This is a genomic window from Streptococcus suis, assembly GCF_029616525.1.
Taxonomy (GTDB): Bacteria; Bacillota; Bacilli; order Lactobacillales; family Streptococcaceae; genus Streptococcus; species Streptococcus suis_AF.
Genome location: NZ_JANFME010000018.1, coordinates 22,391 through 44,116, shown reverse-complemented (window position 1 = coordinate 44,116; position 21,726 = coordinate 22,391). Strand labels below are relative to the sequence as shown.

At 42.0% G+C, this 21,726-nt stretch carries 18 protein-coding genes; 9 read left to right on the top strand and 9 right to left on the bottom strand.

The window, feature by feature from the left end; all coding sequences use genetic code 11:
* Positions 1–874 precede the first annotated feature (874 nt).
* Both NOL38_RS07870 and NOL38_RS07865 read left to right on the top strand, forming a co-directional pair.
* Entirely contained in the window at positions 875–1,723 is an 849-nt protein-coding gene (locus NOL38_RS07870) for a mechanosensitive ion channel family protein (protein WP_002937530.1), read from the top strand.
* Between the two features lie 10 nt (positions 1,724–1,733).
* Positions 1,734–2,321 (top strand): DUF4352 domain-containing protein, encoded by a 588-nt coding sequence (locus NOL38_RS07865; protein ID WP_024408480.1) that lies wholly within the window; start codon positions 1,734–1,736, stop codon positions 2,319–2,321.
* 234 nt (positions 2,322–2,555) lie between these two features.
* Here the strand turns inward: NOL38_RS07865 and gdhA are convergent, their stop codons facing one another.
* Positions 2,556–3,902 carry an NADP-specific glutamate dehydrogenase gene (gene gdhA, locus NOL38_RS07860; RefSeq protein ID WP_014636785.1) on the bottom strand — a complete coding sequence of 449 codons (1,347 nt, stop codon included), beginning with the start codon at positions 3,900–3,902 and terminating at the stop codon, positions 2,556–2,558.
* Between the two features lie 239 nt (positions 3,903–4,141).
* On the opposite strand from gdhA, the gene NOL38_RS07855 reads away from it, so the two are divergent.
* The 4 genes from NOL38_RS07855 to NOL38_RS07840 all read left to right on the top strand — a co-directional run bounded on the left by NOL38_RS07855 (position 4,142) and on the right by NOL38_RS07840 (position 10,256).
* The gene (locus NOL38_RS07855) at positions 4,142–6,754 is read left to right on the top strand and encodes an LPXTG cell wall anchor domain-containing protein (protein ID WP_277941873.1); all 2,613 of its coding nucleotides are present in this window, start codon (positions 4,142–4,144) and stop codon (positions 6,752–6,754) included.
* Positions 6,755–6,910: 156 nt separating this feature from the next.
* A complete protein-coding gene (locus tag NOL38_RS07850; RefSeq protein WP_277941874.1) occupies positions 6,911–7,849 on the top strand; it encodes a dihydroorotate oxidase in 939 nt (312 codons plus the stop codon).
* A gap of 332 nt (positions 7,850–8,181) precedes the next feature.
* Positions 8,182–9,414, top strand: coding sequence for a CapA family protein (locus NOL38_RS07845; RefSeq protein WP_277941872.1), 1,233 nt, complete (start codon positions 8,182–8,184; stop codon positions 9,412–9,414).
* 11 nt (positions 9,415–9,425) lie between these two features.
* Positions 9,426–10,256: a Cof-type HAD-IIB family hydrolase gene (locus NOL38_RS07840; protein ID WP_277941871.1), complete on the top strand. Its 831-nt coding sequence runs from the start codon at positions 9,426–9,428 to the stop codon at positions 10,254–10,256.
* 44 nt (positions 10,257–10,300) lie between these two features.
* Here NOL38_RS07840 and NOL38_RS07835 read toward each other — a convergent pair whose 3' ends face one another.
* From NOL38_RS07835 to NOL38_RS07820, 4 genes are all read right to left on the bottom strand, one after another.
* The gene (locus NOL38_RS07835; protein ID WP_125183366.1) at positions 10,301–11,083 is read right to left on the bottom strand and encodes an ABC transporter permease; all 783 of its coding nucleotides are present in this window, start codon (positions 11,081–11,083) and stop codon (positions 10,301–10,303) included.
* 1 nt (position 11,084) lies between these two features.
* Positions 11,085–11,864, bottom strand: a complete 780-nt coding sequence (locus tag NOL38_RS07830; RefSeq protein WP_208572943.1) for an ABC transporter permease — start codon at positions 11,862–11,864, stop codon at positions 11,085–11,087.
* Positions 11,857–12,840 carry an ABC transporter ATP-binding protein gene (locus tag NOL38_RS07825; RefSeq protein WP_277941870.1) on the bottom strand — a complete coding sequence of 328 codons (984 nt, stop codon included), beginning with the start codon at positions 12,838–12,840 and terminating at the stop codon, positions 11,857–11,859. The genes NOL38_RS07830 and NOL38_RS07825 overlap by 8 nt, the downstream gene beginning before the upstream one ends.
* An 83-nt stretch (positions 12,841–12,923) precedes the next feature.
* Entirely contained in the window at positions 12,924–13,457 is a 534-nt protein-coding gene (locus tag NOL38_RS07820) for a TetR/AcrR family transcriptional regulator (RefSeq protein ID WP_044672300.1), read from the bottom strand.
* A gap of 125 nt (positions 13,458–13,582) precedes the next feature.
* Here NOL38_RS07820 and NOL38_RS07815 point away from each other — a divergent pair, with 125 nt between their 5' ends.
* Positions 13,583–16,042, top strand: coding sequence for a YhgE/Pip domain-containing protein (locus NOL38_RS07815; protein ID WP_277941869.1), 2,460 nt, complete (start codon positions 13,583–13,585; stop codon positions 16,040–16,042).
* Between the two features lie 43 nt (positions 16,043–16,085).
* Here the strand turns inward: NOL38_RS07815 and NOL38_RS07810 are convergent, their stop codons facing one another.
* From NOL38_RS07810 to NOL38_RS07795, 4 genes are all read right to left on the bottom strand, one after another.
* Positions 16,086–17,147 (bottom strand): DUF4097 family beta strand repeat-containing protein, encoded by a 1,062-nt coding sequence (locus NOL38_RS07810; protein WP_277941868.1) that lies wholly within the window; start codon positions 17,145–17,147, stop codon positions 16,086–16,088.
* Positions 17,144–17,899, bottom strand: a complete 756-nt coding sequence (locus NOL38_RS07805) for a DUF1700 domain-containing protein (protein WP_277941867.1) — start codon at positions 17,897–17,899, stop codon at positions 17,144–17,146. The genes NOL38_RS07810 and NOL38_RS07805 overlap by 4 nt, the downstream gene beginning before the upstream one ends.
* Positions 17,886–18,212 (bottom strand): PadR family transcriptional regulator, encoded by a 327-nt coding sequence (locus NOL38_RS07800; RefSeq protein WP_277941866.1) that lies wholly within the window; start codon positions 18,210–18,212, stop codon positions 17,886–17,888. The genes NOL38_RS07805 and NOL38_RS07800 overlap by 14 nt, the downstream gene beginning before the upstream one ends.
* 174 nt (positions 18,213–18,386) lie before the next feature.
* Positions 18,387–19,187 (bottom strand): formate/nitrite transporter family protein, encoded by an 801-nt coding sequence (locus NOL38_RS07795; protein WP_277941865.1) that lies wholly within the window; start codon positions 19,185–19,187, stop codon positions 18,387–18,389.
* Between the two features lie 269 nt (positions 19,188–19,456).
* On the opposite strand from NOL38_RS07795, the gene NOL38_RS07790 reads away from it, so the two are divergent.
* Positions 19,457–20,989 carry a helicase HerA-like domain-containing protein gene (locus NOL38_RS07790; protein ID WP_277941864.1) on the top strand — a complete coding sequence of 511 codons (1,533 nt, stop codon included), beginning with the start codon at positions 19,457–19,459 and terminating at the stop codon, positions 20,987–20,989.
* A 111-nt stretch (positions 20,990–21,100) separates the two neighbouring features.
* Positions 21,101–21,715, top strand: coding sequence for an NUDIX hydrolase (locus NOL38_RS07785; protein WP_277941863.1), 615 nt, complete (start codon positions 21,101–21,103; stop codon positions 21,713–21,715).
* Positions 21,716–21,726: the final 11 nt, after the last annotated feature.

Sequence of the window (21,726 nt, the reverse complement as noted above, 5' to 3'; positions counted from 1 at the left end):
TGGTTGAACACTTTTCATTATAGGTCATATGGGACTTTTTTCTATACTCAAAAAGGCTCCATAATTTCCATGGTGGATTTACCCACTACAGAAATTATAGAGCCGTTAATCCGAAGTGTTCTTCTAATCGAATACTTCGGATTTTTTGTAGTACGACGGACATGTCGCCCATCTGAGAGGGAAGTCTTCTAGGGACTCCTTATATCGGTGACCTTGATAGCAATTTCTAAGTCTGATGCTAGAAACCAAGATAGTGAAGGGATAACGAAATCGTAGCATTACGAATAGAAACGTGATATGAAGACGTATATAGCGGGTAAGATGGTTAAGAAGAAAAATCAAAACCAAACTATTTCTAAAGGTTGGGGAATAGTTTCGAAGTTGGAGCTAAAACGAATAGTTCGTTTCGGCATGTGGAGATAGAACATTTATTCTAAGCTAGCATGGTTTGTTTTTGATTTTTGTTAAGTATAAGTTTATCAATTTATCAAATTTATCAATCTGAGAACTCTAAAGTTATTTTAGGAGTGGGTTATTGACACTATAACTTAAAGTTGTCATTTTCCTAATTCAAACTACTATACCTGTCGTCGTTCAGGCGGGAAGGCAGTTACTCGACGGATAAGATAAGCTATTTTTTAAAATTGATGAGCGCACCAAGGGGGGAGTCTGCCCTTTTTTAGAAAATAGGAACTGTTCTTCCTATTTCACCGAGTCTTAATGGTAATAAAACGTTAAAATCCTCAGAAATGATTGGGAGTGGTTCTCATTTCTGAGGATTTTTTGTTATGTAGGAGAATCTTGAAGAAGGTGTGAATGATTTAGGATTGAGTTTGTTTTCAGTTTTTCCCCATTTTTCTGCTATAATTATCTCATGAATGATTTTATTACCAAGTATTTGTCTCAATTTAATATTGAGGCCATTGTGACAGCAGGTCTAAATAAGGTTTTATCGCTTGTTTTACTCTTTGTTGCATTTTACATTATCAAGAAGATAGCCAAAGCTTCTGTGAAAAAGGTTTTGGTTCCCTCTCTAAAGGTATCTACACAAGACATTGGTCGTCAGAAGACCATCAGTCGTCTGGTGGAAAGCATCCTAAATTACCTACTCTACTTTATCCTTATCTACTGTATTTTGAGTATCCTCGGTTTACCGGTATCCAGTCTTCTTGCAGGAGCCGGGATTGCTGGGGTAGCTGTTGGGCTGGGGGCACAAGGTTTTCTCTCAGACTTGGTCAATGGATTCTTTATCTTAATTGAACGACAGTTTGACGTCGGAGATGTGGTTAAGTTAACCAACGGGCCTATTACCATTTCAGGAACCATCGTTAGCATGGGAATCCGAACAACACAAGTACGTGATGCAGATGGCACATTGCATTTTATTCCCAATCGCAACATTCTAGTGGTGTCCAATCAGTCAAGAGGGGACATGCGTGCTCAAATCGATATTCCGCTCAAATTTAATACCGATTTGGAACAAGTCTATCGCGTAATAGAAGAGGTCAATTTGAGAGAGATCAGCAATTTTGACCAGATTACAGGTGTGACTGTATTAGGTCCCCAAAACGCTATTTCGGGACAGTTTGTATTTCGTGTTAATCTTTTCGTAGCCAATGGTCAACAGAACAAGATCTATCATCAATTCTTTGGTTTTTATCAAGATGCTCTGCGTCAAGCAGGAATAGATTTACCTTCAAGTGGACCAACTGTTTTAAAATAAGGAGTTTATTATGCAAACAAAAGATTTTGTCGTTGAAAATGGGCAGATGTATTATAAGAAGAAACCCTTGCACAAACAGCCTCTCTTTTGGACAACCATTGCTGGTGCAGTCCTCTCCTTCGTCCTAGGAGTAACCTGTTTTATTTTTATGATTGGTCTAAGCGCAGCAAATTTTGATAATTGGGATACAGGTAGTGACGGATACATTGATGAGACTGTGGAATACACGGAGTATCAAGTTGGTGATTCAGTTGATTTTTCTGATGGTCTTCATGTGACAGTAACGTCTATGGGCAAAGACGATAGCGTAGAACTAGTAGATAGCTACTATAGCACAGCTTATGTTGTTGAAATGGAAGTTGAAAATTCGACCGCAGAAGAACTCTATTTTGATGAATACTATTTCAGTCTCATGGATCCCGTTAGTCAGATTCCCTTTACCCTGGATTTGCGGACCTATGATGTGAATCTAGTTGAAAAGCTGAAGCCAGGAGAGAAAGTACAAGTAAAACTTATCTACGGTATAGATAATGAAACAAACTTTGGTTTTACCTACGAAGATGCCATGTGGACGGAATTAGTCGCAGAAGGTATCTAATTGCCGTAGAAAAAGTTTTAAATACTGCACAATTTTGCGGGTTTATACGCCCCTTGGTTCAGATTGTTCGGCTTGGTAATTGTACTATATCCGACCTATCTGTTATTTTTACATTTTAAAAAGGAGAACATGTTTATCCACTGTTCTCCTCTTCTTTTAATGAAAAATACCCCCAAAATTAGCACGTCAATTTTGGGGGCGTTTTTATTATAGTTTAGTAAACTAAAAGTAAGCTTATACCAAACCTTGGGCAATCATGCTATCCGCAATTTGTTCAAAGGCTGCGATGTTAGCACCTGCAAGGTAGTCTGTACCAAGGTCGTATTTTTCAGCAGTTTCTTTGGCTGTGTTGAAGATATTTGCCATGATGTCTTTAAGACGGCCGTCTACTTCTTCACGAGTCCATGAAAGACGAAGGCTGTTTTGGCTCATTTCAAGGGCAGATACGGCTACACCACCAGCGTTGGCAGCTTTTGCAAGGCCGTAAAGAACGCCGTTTTCTTTATAAACTTTGATAGCATCAAGGTCAGATGGCATGTTGGCACCTTCAGCCACACAGTATACACCGTTCTTCACAAGGGCAGCAGCTTGCTCACCGTTGATTTCGTTTTGAGTCGCACATGGAAGGGCAATATCAGCCTTGCCGTCGTAGTTCCATACAGAACCTTCGAAGTACTTAGCAGTTGCTTTTTCTGCAGCGTATTCTGTCAAACGAGCGCGGCGTTTTTCTTTGATGTCCACCAAGAGGTCGAAGTCGATACCAGTTTCGTCAATGATGTAACCATTTGAGTCTGAAACAGAAATAACTTTTGCACCAAGTTCAGTCGCTTTTTGAACAGCATATTGGGCAACGTTACCAGAACCTGAGATAAGGACAGTTTGGTCTTTGAAGGATTTACCGTTTGCTGCCAACATGTTATCAGTGAAGTAAACCAAACCGTAACCAGTTGCTTCTGGGCGGATTAATGAACCACCGAAGCCAAGAGGTTTACCAGTCAAGACACCTGCATCAAACTGGCGGAGGCGTTTGTATTGACCGTACATGTAACCAATCTCACGACCACCGACACCGATGTCACCAGCAGGGACGTCAAGTGAAGGTCCGATGTGTTTTTGCAATTCAGTCATGAAGCTTTGGCAGAAGCGCATGATTTCAGCATCAGTTTTTCCTTTTGGATCAAAGTCTGAACCACCTTTACCACCGCCGATTGGAAGACCAGTCAAGACGTTTTTGAAGATTTGTTCAAAACCGAGGAACTTCAAGATGGATTGGTTTACAGTTGGGTGGAAGCGAAGACCGCCTTTGTAAGGACCTACAGCTGAGTTGAACTGAACACGGTAGCCACGGTTGACTTGGACATTTCCATCTTTATCTGTCCATGGAACACGGAAGCTGATGATACGCTCAGGCTCAACGATACGGGCCAAGATGTTTTCTTCGATGTATTCTGGGTGTGCTTCAAAAACAGGCTCAAGTGTAGAGAAGAGCTCTTCTACAGCTTGGAGGAATTCTGTTTCATGTGGGTTGCGGGCTTTGACTGCTTCAAAAGAAGCTTGGATGTAAGCTTTGGCATTTGACATGGGATCACCTGATTTCTTTTTTATTTATTAAATTGTCTGACAATTTAATTTATCTGATAATTATTATAGCACCATGATTTTTAAATGTAAAGAAAAAAATGCGAAATAGAAAAAATTGATATTAAATTGAGCTAAAACAGAGTTGCATAGTTGACTATGCTTATATAAAATGATATTATATTTTTGTAAGATTTACATTTTACTAAGATCTTGCAAACAAGCTATTTCAGGGGGAAAATATGAAGAAGAACTATATCGTTAGAACACTTGTAGCCGGAACTGCTGTCACTCTTGCAACTGTAGGTGCTTCTACAGTAGCAGCTGATACAGACCAGGTAGTAAATATAGAAACTGGAGGAATAACAACAGTTGAAAATGCCACGCAAGTACCAGTTGAATCTTCATCAACATCTGAAACAGCAGTTACTGCTACGGATGTTCAAACAGCAGGTGAGGCTGTGGAGCAAGCGCAATCGGCAGTAGATACACAAAAGGTTGTTGTTGAATCTGCTACCCAAGCATATGGAACTGCTGAAGAAATCGCTACTCAAACGAAGGAACAATTAACAGTTGCTGAGCAGACAGCGGCTCAAGCGACTCCGGAGGCAATTCAAGAAGCAGAGGCAGCTATCGACCAAGTGAAAGCTGAGCAAGTAACAAAAGAAACTACTATTCAATCTGCGACTGAGTCTGTAAAACAAGCACAGGCAGATGTCGCGGCTCAAGAAAAGGTTGTTGAGGCAGCTAAGCAAGCGACATCTAAAAAGCAGGCTGATGTTGATGCAGCGCAAAGTAAGGTGAAGGAAGCTGAGGCTGCTTTCGATTCAGCAACGTTGTTACAAGCCCAACAAGAAGCTGGTCGCCTTGATGCCCTAGTAAAAGAAGAGCAAAGTACAGTATCTGATTTAACGGCGAGTCTAGCTGTAAAAGAGCAAGAGCAACGAGACTTGATTGCCAACGGTACTAAAAAGCGCCAAGAATTAGAACAAGCCGTAACAAATGCAGGTCCAGAATTCTTTGTAGAAGTAGTGGAGCGTGAATTAGCAAAGCACGAGGTAAGCAAAAGTGATTCGATTTCAACACCTAAAACGGATACTGTGACGTTGAATAATGGAAAAGTTGTCCCTCGCCTAGTCAATGAAAATCTGTTGTTTGCTGAAGGAGAAGTTGTTGAAACTATTGTTCTTTCTGATAAAGACGCGTATACATACGATCGACGCAGAACAGTAGACTATAATAAGGTATCAAAACATGTCCGAGATTATCTTGTGGAATTGCGTCGTATCAATGGCATTGATATCCCTGTCCCAGAGGTAACAGATGCAGCTTTGAAGTGGGCCAAAGCTCGAGCTGATGAAATGGCAAAAAATGATAAATTGAGCCATGATACTGTCTTAAAAGTTAGAGATTTTGGACTAACGGGTGAAACAGAAAATGCGACTTCTGGTGGAGTTGAGCAATCACTTTTAGATGAGAAAGAAATTGCCTATAATTTAGTTCTTTCATATTTTAACGATTATCGAAATGCTGTTTATCAGTGGGATGAGAAGAAAGGACTTCCTGGTCTGTTGGTTTATGGACATAGGATTCCGCTACTTGCTGCTTCTGGTACAGGCATTGCTGTGGAGGCTACCAAGGGCTATGGAATATTAACCTTTGTTTCTGATAATGGACAAAATGTTTATTCAGTGATGCCATCGACTATAGATCCACGTATAAAACAAGGTATTTCATATTATTTATCGGCAGTTGAAAATGCAGACTCCGATCCACTTCGCACGGAATTCTATTTTAATGGTAAACGCACTAAGTTCTTGCCGAAAACAACCTTCCGTTATGTTTGGGAGGAGACCCTTTACCATAAAAATACTAAGCGAGAAGAAGCTATCAATGCGCTAACTAATTTTAATACCACGCAAGAAGCTGCCGAAAAAGCTATTGCTCAGACGATTTCAATTATAAATTCTGATTTAACAACTGCACAAAATACATTGTTAACAGATGAAAAAGCATTAGAAAATGCGACGAATCGTGTGACGGAGTTAACAGCTGACAATGCAGTGAAAGTTCAAGTGCTTAAAGAAGCTCAGGCGGAACTCGCACTTCAACAATCTGAATTGAAAGTGGCAAAAGACAATCAAGCGAAAGAGGAAGCAAAACTTTCTAACCTTGAAGGGATTCTTAATAAGGCATTGGAAAATCTAAAACTAGCTCAGTCAGATCTTGAGCAAGCCAAGCAGGCTGTTCAAAGTACTGAACAAGAATTGCTAGATTTACAACATGCACAAGAAAAGCTTAAGAATGCACAGCTTGTTTATACTAGAGCACAGCAGAATCTTGAAGAAACGAAGGCAAAACTAGAGAGTGAAACTAAAATCTTAGAAACTTTGCAAGCTGAACGTGACACTAAACAGTCAATCTACCAGGACCTCAAAGCTCGGTATGAAGCCGCTCAAGTAATACTTAGAGACCTTGAAGACAAAGCTAAAGACAATGTTATTGCTACTCTTCCTGATGGAACAGTTATTGCAGTACCAAAAGATGGACTGCTTACTCAGGAAAAAACAGCTCTTGACATTAATGTTCTTAAAGACGCAATTGCCAAAGGTCAAGATATAACAGTTGTTGACGGTAAAGTTGTGGTTGATGAGAAGAAAGTTGCTGTTTCGCCAGTAGCATCAAAACCACAAACAAGTGTAGTTACTGTTAATAAGAAGGATACATACTCGCGTGTAGAACAGACCAAGACATTGCCAAATACAGGCGCAGAAAATAGTATTATCTTGATGGGTATTGGAGTTGCGTTGGGGGGACTCGGTCTTGCAGGAGTGAGAAAACGTACACAAGGATAAATTATAGAGATAATAAAAAGTCTTCCTATTTTGAAGTGGGAGGACTTTTTTGAGATTTCAAGATAAAAATTTGCAATTCCGAACATTAACAGCAATCGATATCGCTACCCATGAATATATGATATAATCATGCCAAACAAGCAAAAGGAGAAGAATATGGTTTCAACAGCAACGACACTCGGTGGATTTACCTTTGATAATTGTTTGATGAATGCGGCAGGGGTTTGGTGCATGACCAAGGAAGAATTGGATGCGGTTAAGAGCTCGAAGGCGGGGACTTTTGTGACAAAAACAGCAACCTTGGACTACCGCGCGGGTAATCCAGAACCACGTTATCAGAATGTTCCGCTTGGTTCTATCAATTCGATGGGTTTGCCAAATCAGGGCTTGGCTTACTATTTGGATTATCTACTAGAATTGCAGGAAACGGAGTCAGAACGCACATTTGTTTTATCTTTAGTTGGAATGTCGCCTGATGAGACTCACGAGATTTTGAGAACTGTAGAAGCCAGTGATTTTAAGGGGATGACAGAGTTAAATCTTTCTTGTCCCAATGTCCCTGGAAAACCGCAGATTGCCTATGATTTTGAAACGACAGAAACCATCTTGCAGGAGGTCTTCACTTACTTTACCAAACCACTCGGTATTAAGTTACCCCCTTATTTTGATATTGTGCATTTTGATCAGGCGGCGGCGATTTTTAATCAATTCCCTCTCAAGTTTGTCAACTGTGTCAACTCCATTGGCAACGGTCTTTATATAGAAGATGAGGCAGTGGTCATCAAGCCCAAAAATGGTTTTGGTGGTCTTGGTGGGGAATATATCAAACCGACTGCTCTGGCCAATGTCCATGCCTTTTACCAACGCCTGAAACCTGAGATTCAGATTATCGGAACAGGTGGCGTGCTGACGGGACGGGATGCTTTTGAGCATATCCTGTGCGGTGCCAGTATGGTCCAAATCGGCACGACCTTGCAGAAGGAAGGTCCAGCTGTCTTTGAGCGGATTACCGCGGAGTTGCAGGACATCATGGCTGAAAAAGGCTACGAGACCATTGAAGATTTTCGTGGCAAGCTACAGCACTTAGATGACTGAGATCATCTGTTGAAGATATAAAAAGAAGCTAACATTGTACCGTTCCCCCAGATAGTCTTTTAGGGAGTTAGGAAGGGGTAATGTTAGCTCTTTTTAAATGGTCTGTGAAGATCGGTCTGATAATCGTTTGAGGAATGGAACACATAGTCGGAGACATATATTTGTGAGATGGAATTCTGATTTTATTTAGATTTTTTAGCAAAAATGTCGTATACTAATATTATAATCTCTATTTATAAGTGATGTACTTTTATGGAAGAAATAGTTTTTTGAGGGACTACTGACTGTATTTTGAACAAAGGTTCTTAAGTAGGGAGTATGAGGGTAAAGGTATGGAGAAAAGGGCGAACTATATTCGCAGAAAACGATATGCGTCCTATCGGACAAAGATGCATTTGTTTTTTATTTGTGGCTTAGCAACTATTATCTTGGCGATTATTATTGTAAGCGAGCACCTAGTTCCTAGGCTGAATCAGGCATCAGAATCAATGCACTCAGATAATTCTGTTCGCATCATGGCTCATGGGGATTTGCTCTATCACTTGCCTATTCTTCGAGGAGCAGAACAGCCAGATGGAAGTTACGATTTTTCTGAGAATTTTACCTACGTAAAGCCCTGGATAGAACAGGCTGATTTCGCTATCGCAGACTTTGAAGGGACCATTTCCCCAGATGTCGAATTAGCAGGTTACCCACTTTTTAATGCGCCTGCCATTGTCGCCAATAATATCCATGATGCAGGCTACGATTTGGTGGACTTAGCCCACAATCATATTTTGGACTCACATCTATCAGGGCTGATTTCCACTGTCAATACATTTAGAGATGCAGGTGTGGATACAGTAGGTGTCTACGCCGAAGGCAATAGGGCAACTGCACCACTCTACATTCGGGAAGTCAATGGTATCCGTATAGCTGTCCTAGCCTATGCTTACGGTTTCAATGGGATGGAGGCTTTGCTGGGTCAGGAGGAATATGATGCCTATTTATCGGATTTTGATAAAGAAAAGATGCGGGCAGAGATTGAGCGAGCTGAGAAAGAGGCAGATATTACCATCGTCATGCCTCAGACGGGTGTGGAATACCAGTTGGAGCCTACGGAGGAACAGACCAGTTTGTACCATCAAATGATTGATTGGGGAGCAGACATCGTTCTTGGTGGGCATCCGCATGTAGTCGAGCCTGCAGAGATTATTGAAAAAGATGGTCAGAGAAAATTGATTATCTATTCGATGGGGAATTTCCTGTCCAATCAGCGTATTGAAAGCATGGATGATACACCAAATTCCCAGTGGACCGAGCGGGGTGTCTTGATGGATATAAGGATTCAAAAAGAGAATGGGCAGACAAGTATTCGGACAGCCCAAGCGCATCCAACCTGGGTGAATCGTATCTCTCAGGGAACGTATTCACTGGATGGTTATGAGCGTTTTAGCTATCAGACCTATGTATTGGAAGACTGGGTCGCTGGTGGTCGATATTATGGACAATTGGATCTAGATACACAGGCGCGTGTGGATACAGCCTATCAAGAAATGAAAGACTTTGTCAATTTGGTATGGTGAGGAGAGAGAAGATGACAGTTCGATTAATTGCAACAGACATGGATGGGACCTTTTTAGATGGTCAGGGGAGTTTTGATAGAGAGCGATTTTCACGGGTTTTGGATCAACTAGATCAGAAAAAGATTCCTTTTGTTATCGCTAGTGGCAATGGAATTGGGCGATTACTACAATTATGCCAAGGATTTGAAGACAGATTAATCTTTGTAGCGGATAATGGCGCTCATGTCTATAAAAATGGCAAGACAGTAATTCGTCGAGCTATTCAGCAAGTGGAAGTCGAAGCAATACTGCATTTTTTCAAAGGCCGTTGGGCGGATGTATGTCTGATGTTGTCGAACGATGGAAATATTTATATGCAGGCTGGGGCAGGTATGCCGTTTGCAGGGACGGATTTGCCAATAGAACCAGCTCAGATGGCTGCCTTCCAAAATCGTGTGACCTATTTAGACGACCTCAGTGCCTATCCAGTTTCAGAGTCAATATACAAGGTTGGTATCTGGGTTCCGGAAGCGCGTGTGGAGTCGATAACGGAAGAGTTTAACCAGGCTTTTCAAGGTCGTCTTACTGCAGTGACAAGTGGCTATGGCTCCATTGATATATTGCCAGAAGGGATTCATAAGGCATGGGGCTTGGAACAGATTTTGACCGGTCTAGATATCGAACCTGAACAGGTAATGGCCTTCGGTGATTCAGACAATGATATTGAGTTATTGTCCTATGTTGGGTATTCCTATGCCATGGAAAATGCGACAGACAAGGTCAAGGCGGTTGCCAAATACATGGCTCCAAGCCATTTGGAAGCTGGTGTATTTCAGGTGCTTGAGGAACTTGTTTTACAGTGATAAAGAAAAAGCTAGCATTCTCAGTATTGAGAACTCTAGCTTTTTTAATTTCCTACGCTGGTAAATTTGGTCATGCCGTAGCGGAAGAGTTTGTAGTTGATGGTAAATAGAACTAGGACAACTAGTGGCAGAGCCAGTCCCCACATAGACAAGTCTAAGAAGTAGAGGGCTGGGAAATAGGCTGTAAAAGCATAAGGGAAAACAAATATCAGCAGGATTTGAATGATTTTTGGATAGATATTGAGTGGGTATTGAGCCATCTGATTGAGGGCGAAAATTCCCATAGTCAAAGGAAATGATTCCACAATCCAAAATGCTAGAGCGGTTGGACCGAGTTGAATGGCTGCATAGAGTAGGCCGATACAAATGGCAATAAAGATTAGTAAGGCTAGTTTTCCAAGACTCCATTCCATGCCTAGCTCATTTGAAGCTTGGACTAGTGCAAGGGAACCGATGAGGGTTGTTCCGATTCCTTGAGGTTGAATTCGTTCACAGATAAGTTGAAAAAGTGGGTTCACAGGCATGAGGAGGAGGCGTTCAAATTCGCCTTGTCGGATATAGCGACTGCCAAACATCCAGAGATTGTCAAAGAATATCAGGTGAATGGAGCGTCCGACGGTCGCTATTCCATAGATAAAAAGCATTTGACCGTAGTTGAAACCAGCGATTTCCTTGATATTTCCAAAGAGAATATTGAGGAAAATCAGGTAGACAATTTGTTCAATCAACGAGGAGAAAAGTCCGATGAAGAAGTCCACCCGAAAGGACATCTGGGCCATCATGTAGACCTTGATATTATATAGATAGAGGCTGATATATTTCTTCATGTTAACCTCCAAAAATGACAATGCGGCGTTTAGCCTGGGACCAAAGTAGAGCGATGAAGCAGGCTAGAATGGGTATCCATATAACTTGCAATCCCAAAGCAGTTAGATCGCTTTCCTGTCCTAGTAAAATGGAAACTGGAACGTTAACCGCATAATTATAGGGAAGGAGTTTCAAAAAGTTTTCCACAGCCTGTGGATAGAAGCTGAGTGGCAAGAGTGCTCCAGAGGCTAGATTGAAAAGTCCCATTCGTAGGAGCATCACTCCCCAGGCATTAACAGTAAAAAATGCCAAAAAACCGAATGCCATATCCAGTAGTTGAACGATAAACATACCGAGGATGGAGCTGACTAGAAAGAGCAAAATGGTCTGGCCATCAGGCAGGTAGAAATCTTGATGAACAAGTAGAATACCGATAAATACGATAGCAAATTTTATCAGTTCCAGGAGTTTATTGCCAAGATCCTTGAAAAAGAGGGCTAGGATAAAGGAATAGGGTCTGAGAAACTCCCCCGCAATGCTTCCTTTTAGAATGCTATAGGACAAATCTTCTCCGAGTGAGAAAGAATTTAAACTAGCTAGTAGATTAGCAAAGATGATGTATGTAGTAAAGGTTTGTAGGGTAAAGCCATTGACTTCTGGTTGAGTGAAGAAAATGGTTTTCCAGACATAGAGAGCTACCAAAATCTTCACTGCCAGTGAAACGAAAGTCGCTAGAAAGAATGCCTTATACTGCATAGCATTCATCATGGTCAGGCGGGTCATGTAGAGATATTTACGCATGGATACCCTCCTCATAAATTTGGCGGACCATGGTTTCGATTTCCAATTCCTTCATGGTGACATCTTCAATGGCATAATGATTGAAAACTTGCTCAATCACCTGGGCGCTGGTCCAAAGCTTGCTTTGATAATGGATTTCAAAATGGAAGTCATCCAACTGCTCAAATTCCCAGCCCTCCAATTGCAAGTTTTTTTCAATTGGTTTTTCTGTGGAAAAGAGAATGGTTTTCACTGTGGAAAAGCGTTCCTTTAGGACTGTCAGAGAACCATCGTAGACCTTCTTGCCCTTATCAATGATAAAAATTCGCTCACAGAGGCTCTCGATGTCCTTCATATCATGGGAAGTAATCAAAAAGGTGGTCTGGTATTCTTGATTCATATATCGGATGAAGGAGCGAATGGTCTCCTTGACGCTGGCATCCAAGCCGATGGTCGGCTCGTCCAAAAAGACAACGGCAGGCTGGTGGATAAAGATAGCCGCAAATTCACAGCGAACCCGTTGGCCGAGTGACAGATTACGAATCGGTTGCTTCATGATGTCTGCCAAGTCCAATAGCTCGATCAAGACAGTCAATCGCTCTTTGAATACCTTGTCTGGAACATCATATATTTTTGCGTGAAGGATAAAAGATTCTTGCACAGGCAAGTTCCAGTCCAGATGGGATTTTTGCCCAAAGAGAACGCCGATTTGCTTGTTGACAGCTTTACGGTTTTCTTGAGGGTTGAGCCCATTGATGCGGACGGAACCCTGGTCTGGATAGAGAACACCTGTCAGCATTTTAATGGTGGTCGACTTACCGGAACCATTGGAGCCGATATAGCCGATAATTTCTCCTCTTCTCACTTGTAAGGAAATGTCTTGAACAGCAGGAATGGCCTTTTTCTTGGGCTTGAAAAAAGCCTTTATCGAGCCTTTGAGTCCCACTTCCTTATTAACGATAGAATAGGTTTTTGATAGATGCTCTGCCTGAATCATTTCATTATCTCCTTTTAAGAAAACGTTTGCACGATATAGCTATTATACCATATTTCTTAAGTTGTGAAGGCAGAAAATAATGATTACGGTAACATTTTGATTAGAAAATCCGTCATGAATTGAGGTGATTCTTGCTTCCCATTTTTTATCCATACCTGCATGATACCGAAGAAGGCATGTGAAAAATAAATACTACGGTATTCTTTTTCAAGTGGTGATAGATCTTCTTTCCCCAAACGCTCAGCCAAATCATTTGCGACCAGCAATCTGACTTTGTTAATCAAGAAATTTTGGATTTCTTGTGTGCCATTGTGAGTTAATAGGGCTGAAAGTAATTTTTCGCGGTAAAGTAAGTCAAAGATTTCTAAGAAAAGTGATTGGCGATTGCCATCATAACGGTCAAATATAGCCTCTAGTTTGTGAAAAAGTCCCTGTTGATAGGAGTCAATCAATTCATATTTATCCTTATAGTGGGTATAAAAACTGGAACGACTGATACCAGCAGTCTGGGCTAGGTGTGTTGTTGTAATGTCATTAAATCCTTGTGACTCCAGGCAGGTTACCATTGCTTCTAAAATTGCCTGACGTGTCCGTTCTTTTCGATTATCTGTCCCCATATTTTCTCCTTTTGAACATTTTTAGACACAGTGTCTAAAAACAGTTCTTCTGACTTGATTTTGAAAATGATACTTGTATAATGTATTTTATCAGTTTTTGGACAGTATGTCTAAAGGAGTTGCTTATGTTACAAAAAGTAAAAAATATTTTCAAAAAACCAATGACTCTGGTTACCATTCTCGGTGTTGCCTGTGTCCCAGCCTTATATAACATTAGTTTCCTAACCTCAATGTGGGACCCTTACGGTCGACTAGACCAGCTGCCTGTAGCAGTTGTCAATCAAGACCAATCGGCGAGCTTTCAAGATAAAACCCTCACCATTGGTGATGATATGGTGGATAATATGAAAGAGAGCCAAAGTCTGGATTTCCACTTTGTATCAGAAAAGGATGCGGAAAAAGGTTTGGAAGAAGGGGACTATTATATGGTCATCACTCTACCAGAAGATTTATCGGAAAAAGCATCTAGTCTCTTGACGGATCAGCCTGAACCACTAACGATTTCTTATCAAACCTCCAAAGGTCATAGCTTTGTTGCTTCTAAGATGGGCGAATCAGCTATGGAGAAATTAAAGACATCTGTTTCAGAGACGATTACCGAAACATACACAACTGCTGTATTTGACAGTATGAGAGAAATTCAAAACGGCATGGTCGAGGCGGCAGATGGTAGCCAACAATTAACAAATGGTGCTAGTCAATTGGAATCAGGCAGTCAAACACTCTCAAATGGGCTGACTACTTTAACGACTTCGGGTCAAGCACTCGTGACAGGAGCAAATCAATTGGCCACCGGAGTAGTGTCTTACACAGATGGAGTTAATCAGGCTGCGATAGGCAGTCAAACACTGTCCAGTGGCTTAACGACCTACACAAATGGGGTAGCAAGTCTTGCTTCAGGTGCGGAGCAATTAAATGCCAATTCCTCTCAGCTCATCGCTGGAGTGGGACAATTGCAATCAGGAGCAAGTCAGGTTGAACAATTGGTAACAGGGGCCAATCAATTGCAGGCAGGCTTGGAGCAACTCGCTAGTTCAACCAGTTTGTCTGCTGAACAGTCTAGTCAGATACAAGCACTCTTGACTGGACTTCCTCAGTTGCAGGCGGCCATCAATCAATTAAACGATAGCCTATCAAGTATCGGAGGACTTACAGTAGATACAAGCAGTTTATCCAATCTCTTGACGGAGATGGGGGCTCAGGCTCAAGGCTTGTTGACAGCAGCCCAAGCTGATAAAACAGCCAGCATTGAAGCCTTGCAAGCAACAGCTACCTATCAAAACTTGACAGCTGATCAGCAAGCTGAATTGGTTGGAGCTCTCCAAAATTCACCTTCGACAACAGTGACAGTAGCCCAAACGATTCTGGGTCAATTGTCTCAACTCAGTCAAGCCTTATCTAGCCTACAAAGCCTTTCTGGCATGGCTACACAAATGAGCCAGCTACAATCAGCTGTCGGTCAGATCAACACGGCTGCCAATCAAGCATTGCCAGGTGCCACAACAGCCATTGAAAACCTATCAAGTGGTTTGAGTCAGGTCAATACCGCCTTGAACCAACAAGTTCTACCAGGAACTCAAGCCTTGACGAGTGGTGTGAGTCAACTTCAAACGCAATTATCAAATGGAGCAAGTCAGCTCATGTCAGGAGTAACGGCCTATACCGCAGGTGTTGCCCAATTAGCAGAGGGTGGAGCTCAGTTGGTTGTAAACAACAGTAGTATCCAATCAGGAGGTGGCCAGTTAACATCAGGATTGGCAACATTGGCCTCCAACTCCAATCAGCTTGTCAGTGGTTCAGGACAACTGGCTTCTGGTAGTCAGCAATTAATTGCAGGTGCAGATCAATTGGCCAGTGGCGGACAAACCCTTACAAGTGGGATTTCCAGTCTTCGTACAGGTAGTGAGACCCTAACGAATTCACTCAGCTCAGCCAGTCAACAACTATCAGTCGTATCTGTAGAAGACAAAAATGCACAAGCAGTTTCTCAACCAGTCACCTTGGAACACAGTGACCAAGATGATGTGAAGACCAACGGAGTCGGCATGGCTCCTTACATGGTGTCTGTTGCCCTAATGGTTGCAGCCTTATCTGCCAATGTTATTTTTGTCAAACACATTGATAATCGCTCCTACAAGAATCGTTGGGACTGGGCCAAAGGAAAACTCTTGCTTAATGGTATTATTGCCAGTCTAGCAGCAGTGATTTTGTACGGTGTTCTTCGCTTGATTGGAATCGAACAGGCTCATCCAATGGCAACCTTGGGATTAATCCTCTTAGCTTCTTGGACCTTCATGGCCCTCGTTACAGCCCTGGTGGGTTGGAACAATCGGTTCGGTTCCTTTGCCAGTTTAATTATCTTGTTACTACAGCTTGGCTCGAGTGCAGGGACCTACCCAATTGAACTCAGCCCACGCTTCTTCCAAGTCATTCAGCCCTATCTTCCAATGACCTATTCTGTTTCAGGTCTTCGTCAAACCATTTCTATGATTGGAAATAGTAGTCATCAAGTTTGGATACTGAGCCTCTTCTTAGTAGGATTTATGGGACTAGGTCTCTTGATTTATAATCAGAATAATGAATAATTAGAAAACCAACTGCTCCATGTGAACAGTTGGTTTTCTTAATTTATTTTGATTCTTCGAAAGCTATGGTTGCATTGACGGCATCAATGGTCAGGCTATTTTTACTGCTTTTGTTTTCCAGGGTCAAACTTTGTTTCCGGTCTTCTTTTTTGACAGAAAGTTTTTCATAGACTCCTCTAGTGTGAATACCCATGGTTTCAAATTGCTTTTCGAGATGGGTCAGGTCCCCCATCATTCCTTCTAGCTCTTTCTCATTTTCTGCGTAGTAGCCTTGATTTTGAGCTAGTGCCATTAGATCAAACTGGGTGCTAATAGCGAGATTGATGTCTTGTAGGCTTTGCTCGGTCAAGTCCAATCGAGTGTGATTGTAGGAGTTGGTCTTCGAAGGAGTAAGAATGTTATTTCCTTTGAAAGTGGCCTCTATAGCAGACAGGTCATAATAATCTTCAATTTTTACATTTTCCAGAGTTACTCCAGAAAGGTTAATCATTGCATCTGAGCCTGATATTTCAAGGTTTTTAAGGGTAGATTCAAATGAATTGAAAGAATTGGTCTGGATATGGCCGCTGTCAATTTGACTTCCATTCATGTAGATGCTTCCTGTAATGTTGATTTCTTTGATATGGACATCTTCCAGTTCTAATGTACTATTGCTATAGAGATTTAGTGTATAACCCTCTAATTTATTTAAGGTTTCTCCCTTTGGAATTTCAATGGTGACATAGTTAACATCAACATCTCGTTGAGCCAACCTTTCTCCCAGATACTGCATGATTCCCTCAATGGCAAATTTTAGTTCCTGTGCAGAGAGGGTTAAGACGCCGTCTTTCTCACTGAGTTTTAGAGGTTTTTGGATATTGTTGTCGGAGTTGGCATAGGTCACATGATAGTTGTTATCACTAGACTCTTTGATGTAGACGCTATGGGGGATAAAATCAATTTTAATGGTATTCAAATCTGTGAAGGTCTTATGGACTTCCGTTGGAGCAGCCACCTCTTCCAGCCGAGTCATTCCACCTGTGAAAAATCCAATGCCTGCTAGAATCAAGCCAGCAATCAGGCTGACAAAGCCGATAATAAGGGCCAGGGTTAGTTTCTTTTTCATGCTCGTTTACCTCGTTTCAAGATCCATTTGAAGCAAGCCTTGACCAAGCGCCAAGACCAGTAGGCAAAAAATCCAGTCAAGATGTAGATGAGAATAGCTCCGCCAATCAAAGATAAACCTGAGCCAAACCCCATTAGGAAGATATTGAATCCTTCTGACATAAGGCTAAAGGCTTCCCAAATCAGATAGCCACCGCTGGTGAGAAGTCCGACACCCAAAACAAAGGCACCGACAATGAGGGCCAAGATGAGCGCCACCAATCCCAATAGACTAGCTAGGAGAATGAGCAAAAGTGGAATGGCGATAGGCAGGGAAATGACAGCTAGGATAGCCAACCAGAGCGTTCGTTTCGTTTGGCTAAAATTACGGAAGTAGCGACCGAGGAAAAAGGCGCCTAGGATAAGGGTCGCAAACAGAGGAATGACTCCAATAAACTCTCCCATGATAAAGAGTAGGAAGAAAGAGAAGAGACCTGTCATACTTAAGGCTCCCAGACCAACCCAGAGTTTCCAGTTGAGTTGGATAGGTTCTTGCTGATCCTTCTCCTCCTGGATTTGCTTGTTGAGCATGTTGTTAATGAGTTCGCTGGCAGCTTCTTTTGGTGAGCCTAGTTCTTCGATAATGTCTGCTTCCCGTTCTGGTCCAGCCTCGTCAAAGTATTCATTAAAGAAGTTGATGGCTTCGAAGTATTCCTTGTGGGGCAGTTTTTTGAGATATTTTTCTAACTGCTCCATGTATTCAGTTCTTGTCATGGCGGACGCTCCCTTCTATGATGCCGTTTATCGTGTTTGTATAGGTATCCCAGTCATCTTTGAGTCGAACCAATTCTTCGTGACCTAACTGAGTTAGGCTATAATACTTGCGCATACGACCCTGATATTCTTGGGAATAAGTAGTCAAAAAGTCATTTTGCTCCAATCGTTTTAGGATGGGATAGAGGGCTGACTCCTTGATATTGGCAATCAGTTTGATGGTCTGACAGATTTCATAGCCATAAGAATCATCGGATTCCAAAATAGCCAGGATAAGAAATTCTGTCAGCACTGCGGGGACTGGAAAATGCATAGGACGCTCCTTTCCTTTGTTGTTAGTTAGGTTCGGTTTTGATATATAGTGTTCAGTCGTATATATCAAATTTTGTTATATATTAAATATACACCTACAAAAATAAATTGTCAAGTAGATATACAAGATAAAATAAAAAAAATACGGTTGGATTTCCAACCGTAAGAATTCATATTAGTCAACGTAAAGTTTTGATTTATCACTCAACCAGCTATAAAGAAGACCGATCAAGAGACCACCACCAACGTAGTTTCCGAGTCCTGAGAATAGGAAGTTGCTTAATACACTCAATACATTCATTCCTTCGACTGGACCACCGTTTGAGAAGAAGGCGAGTGAGAAGGTAGAGAAGTTTGCGATAACGTGCTCAAAGCCAAGGAAAGCGAAGATAAAGATGATGAAGATCAATGAGATAACACGACCAGCATCGTCTTTCATACGCATGGTAACAAACACAGCAATGTTTACAACGATATTGGCAAAGATACCTTCTACAAACTGTGTCAATGGTGTCTTAGCCAATTTAGCAACGGTTGCTTCTAACAAGTAGCTATGTGGATCAATATGTTGGTATGGTAAGGTCAAAGACAAGAGGTAGCAGACGATAACCGCACCGACAAAGTTGAAGAAAATACATGTTGCCAAGATTTTCAAAGCAGTCTTAGTTGGGATAACCTTGCGGTGAATGGCAGAAGTCATATACATCATGTTTGAAGTACCAAGCTCAGCGTTCATATACAAAATCATGACCAAGCACCAGCCAAACATCAAAGCGTAACTGAATTTTCCTAAATCTGGAACGATATGATTGAGCTTGTCAGCCGTATAAACAGAGATAGCCAGTCCGATTGCTAGATAGACACTAGCCATGATTGCACGAATAGCATAGGCAAAGTAGTTGCTTTCGATCAAGTCTGCTTTTTTCTTGATACTTTTATCGATATTATAAATCAGCGAATCTTGTTGTGCTGCCATAATAATCCCCTTTGTATTTTAAAACGTATTTGAGAATGTTCTCACAATAAGAGAGTATAACAGAAAATGATTGAAAATGTAAGTGTTTTTCGGTAAAAATGTCAAGTAACCGTTCTCAATTTACAGATGACCTTTGTTTGTCTGAAAATCATGTCAAGTCCGCCAATCTATATTGTTCATTTTATGGTAGAAGCTAGGTTGTCTGCTCTGCTATTTTCCTAAAAGTTATGCTACAATAAGGATAGAAAAATCGGAAATGAGGCTAGAATATGTCAGATGTTATTGCTATTGGCTATGGAAGCAGTCGAGCGGAGATGCAGCTCAAGCGGCTCAATCGTCATGGAATTATCGCAGGTGCTACGGGTACGGGTAAGACAGTGACATTAAAGGTCTTGGCGGAGCAGTTGAGTGATGCGGGCATTCCTGTCTTTCTGTCGGACATCAAGGGTGATTTGAATAGTTTGGTTGCGGCCAATACCAAGGAGATTGATCCTAGTCGTCTAGAGAGGACTCGCTATCTTGACTATAGCCCAGTCGGTTATCCAGTTGAGTTGTGGGATGTCTTGGGGGAAAATGGGACGCCTGTCCGCATGACCATTTCAGAGCTGGGACCTGTCTTATTGACGCGCTTGCTTGGCTTGAATGACACTCAAGAATCTATACTAAATATCGTATTTAGTGTAGCAGATGAGCGTGGGCTTCTCTTGATTGATTTGATGGACCTGCGGGCTATGCTCAATTTTGTGGCTGAAAATGCGGCAGAGCTGAGCCAGTATTATGGAAATATTCCAGCTCGTTCGGTTGGAGCCATCTTGCGTAGTCTGGTTGTTTTGGAGCAACAAGGTGGTAAGATTTTCTTCGGTGAGCCAAGTCTTGACATTGCTGATTTGATGCGTACAGCAGAAGATGGTCGTGGTGTTATTAACGTCCTTCAAGCTACTGAGCTGTTCAATCAACCAACTCTTTATTCGACAGTCCTGCTCAGCCTTTTGTCAGAACTCTATGAAGTGTTACCTGAGGTGGGTGATTTGGACAAGCCTAAGATGGTCTTCTTCTTTGACGAGGCTCATGTTCTCTTCAAAGATGCTCCAAAAGTTCTTCTTGAAAAGATTGAATTGATTGTCCGTTTGATTCGTTCAAAAGGTGTAGGTGTCTTCTTTGTAACGCAGAATCCGACGGATATTCCTGATAGCGTGGCAGCCCAGTTAGGAAATCGTATCCAGCATGGTCTTCGCGCCTTTACACCAAAAGAGCTCAAGACAGTCGCGACTGTTGCCGAAACCTTCCGTCAAGAAGGTGATGAGGATTTGGCCAAGGTCATTCAGGAATTGCAGGTAGGTGAAGCGGTTGTGTCTACTCTGCAAGCTGACGGGACACCAAGCTTTGCGGATCGAGTATTGATTTATCCTCCAAAGAGTATGCTGGGAACGGTGGAGCCAAGCGCCCTCTTATCAGTTATCAATAATTCTCCTTTGATGGAAAAATATGCTGACGTGGTCAATCGTGAGTCAGCCCATGAGCAGATTTTAGCCATGACAGAGGCTAAAGAAGCCGAACTCATCAAAAAAGCAGAGCGGGCCGAGGCGGAAAAACAGGCAGAAAAAGAAGCTAAGGCAGCCGCGAAAATGGAAGAGAAAGCCCAGAAAGAAGCGGCTAAGGCGACTCAAAAAGCCAGCCAATCAGCCAGTCGCAAAACAGATTCCATGATGGATCGTTTTACCAAGAACCTGATGAGTCAGGTCGGACGGGAAGTTGGGCGCGTGGTAACTCGTGGCATTATGGGCATGTTAAAAGGGAAATAAACGACTAGACTGAGAAGGAAACTTCTCAGTTTTTTATCTAGACAAAGTTCTTGCCAGATGCCACAAAATTCGTTAAAATAAACATAAATCACTAGTTAGTAAGGAGTTGCCATGACTGATCAATTGCAGGCATTATTGAAAGACTATCAGCCCCAGCCATTGGGTGAAAAACGTTCTTATGCAGTCTTCTTGCCCTTAGTCTGGTCAGACAATCAGTGGCAGGTCTTATATGAGATTCGGAGCGAGTCCATTTCTCAACCGGGAGAAGTTTCCTTTCCAGGTGGCGGAATTGATGAAGGCGAGACAGCAGAGGAAGCAGCCATTCGTGAGGTTATCGAAGAACTTGACATTCAACAGGAACAAGTTGAGTTGCTGGGAGAAATCGATTATCTCGTTTTCGGTCGCTCGACGATTCGCTGTTTTGTCGGTCGACTTCACCTGGATTGGCAGACCCTTCAACCCAATGACGAAGTAGCTCGATTCTTTACAGTTCCACTAGAAACCTTGCTGAAAACGGCCCCTGTCTATTATCAACTGGATTCACAGATTGTCCCAGATTGTGACTTTCCCTTTGAACGTTTGAGAGGTGGGGTTGACTATCCTTTCAGTCATCATAAACGCTCCGTCCCATTTTATGAAAATCTACCAGAAAATATCTGGGGAATGACGGCCCAATTTACCTATCGTTTTATAGAAATCATAAATCAAAAAACTTCGCCCAGATGAGCGAAGTTTTC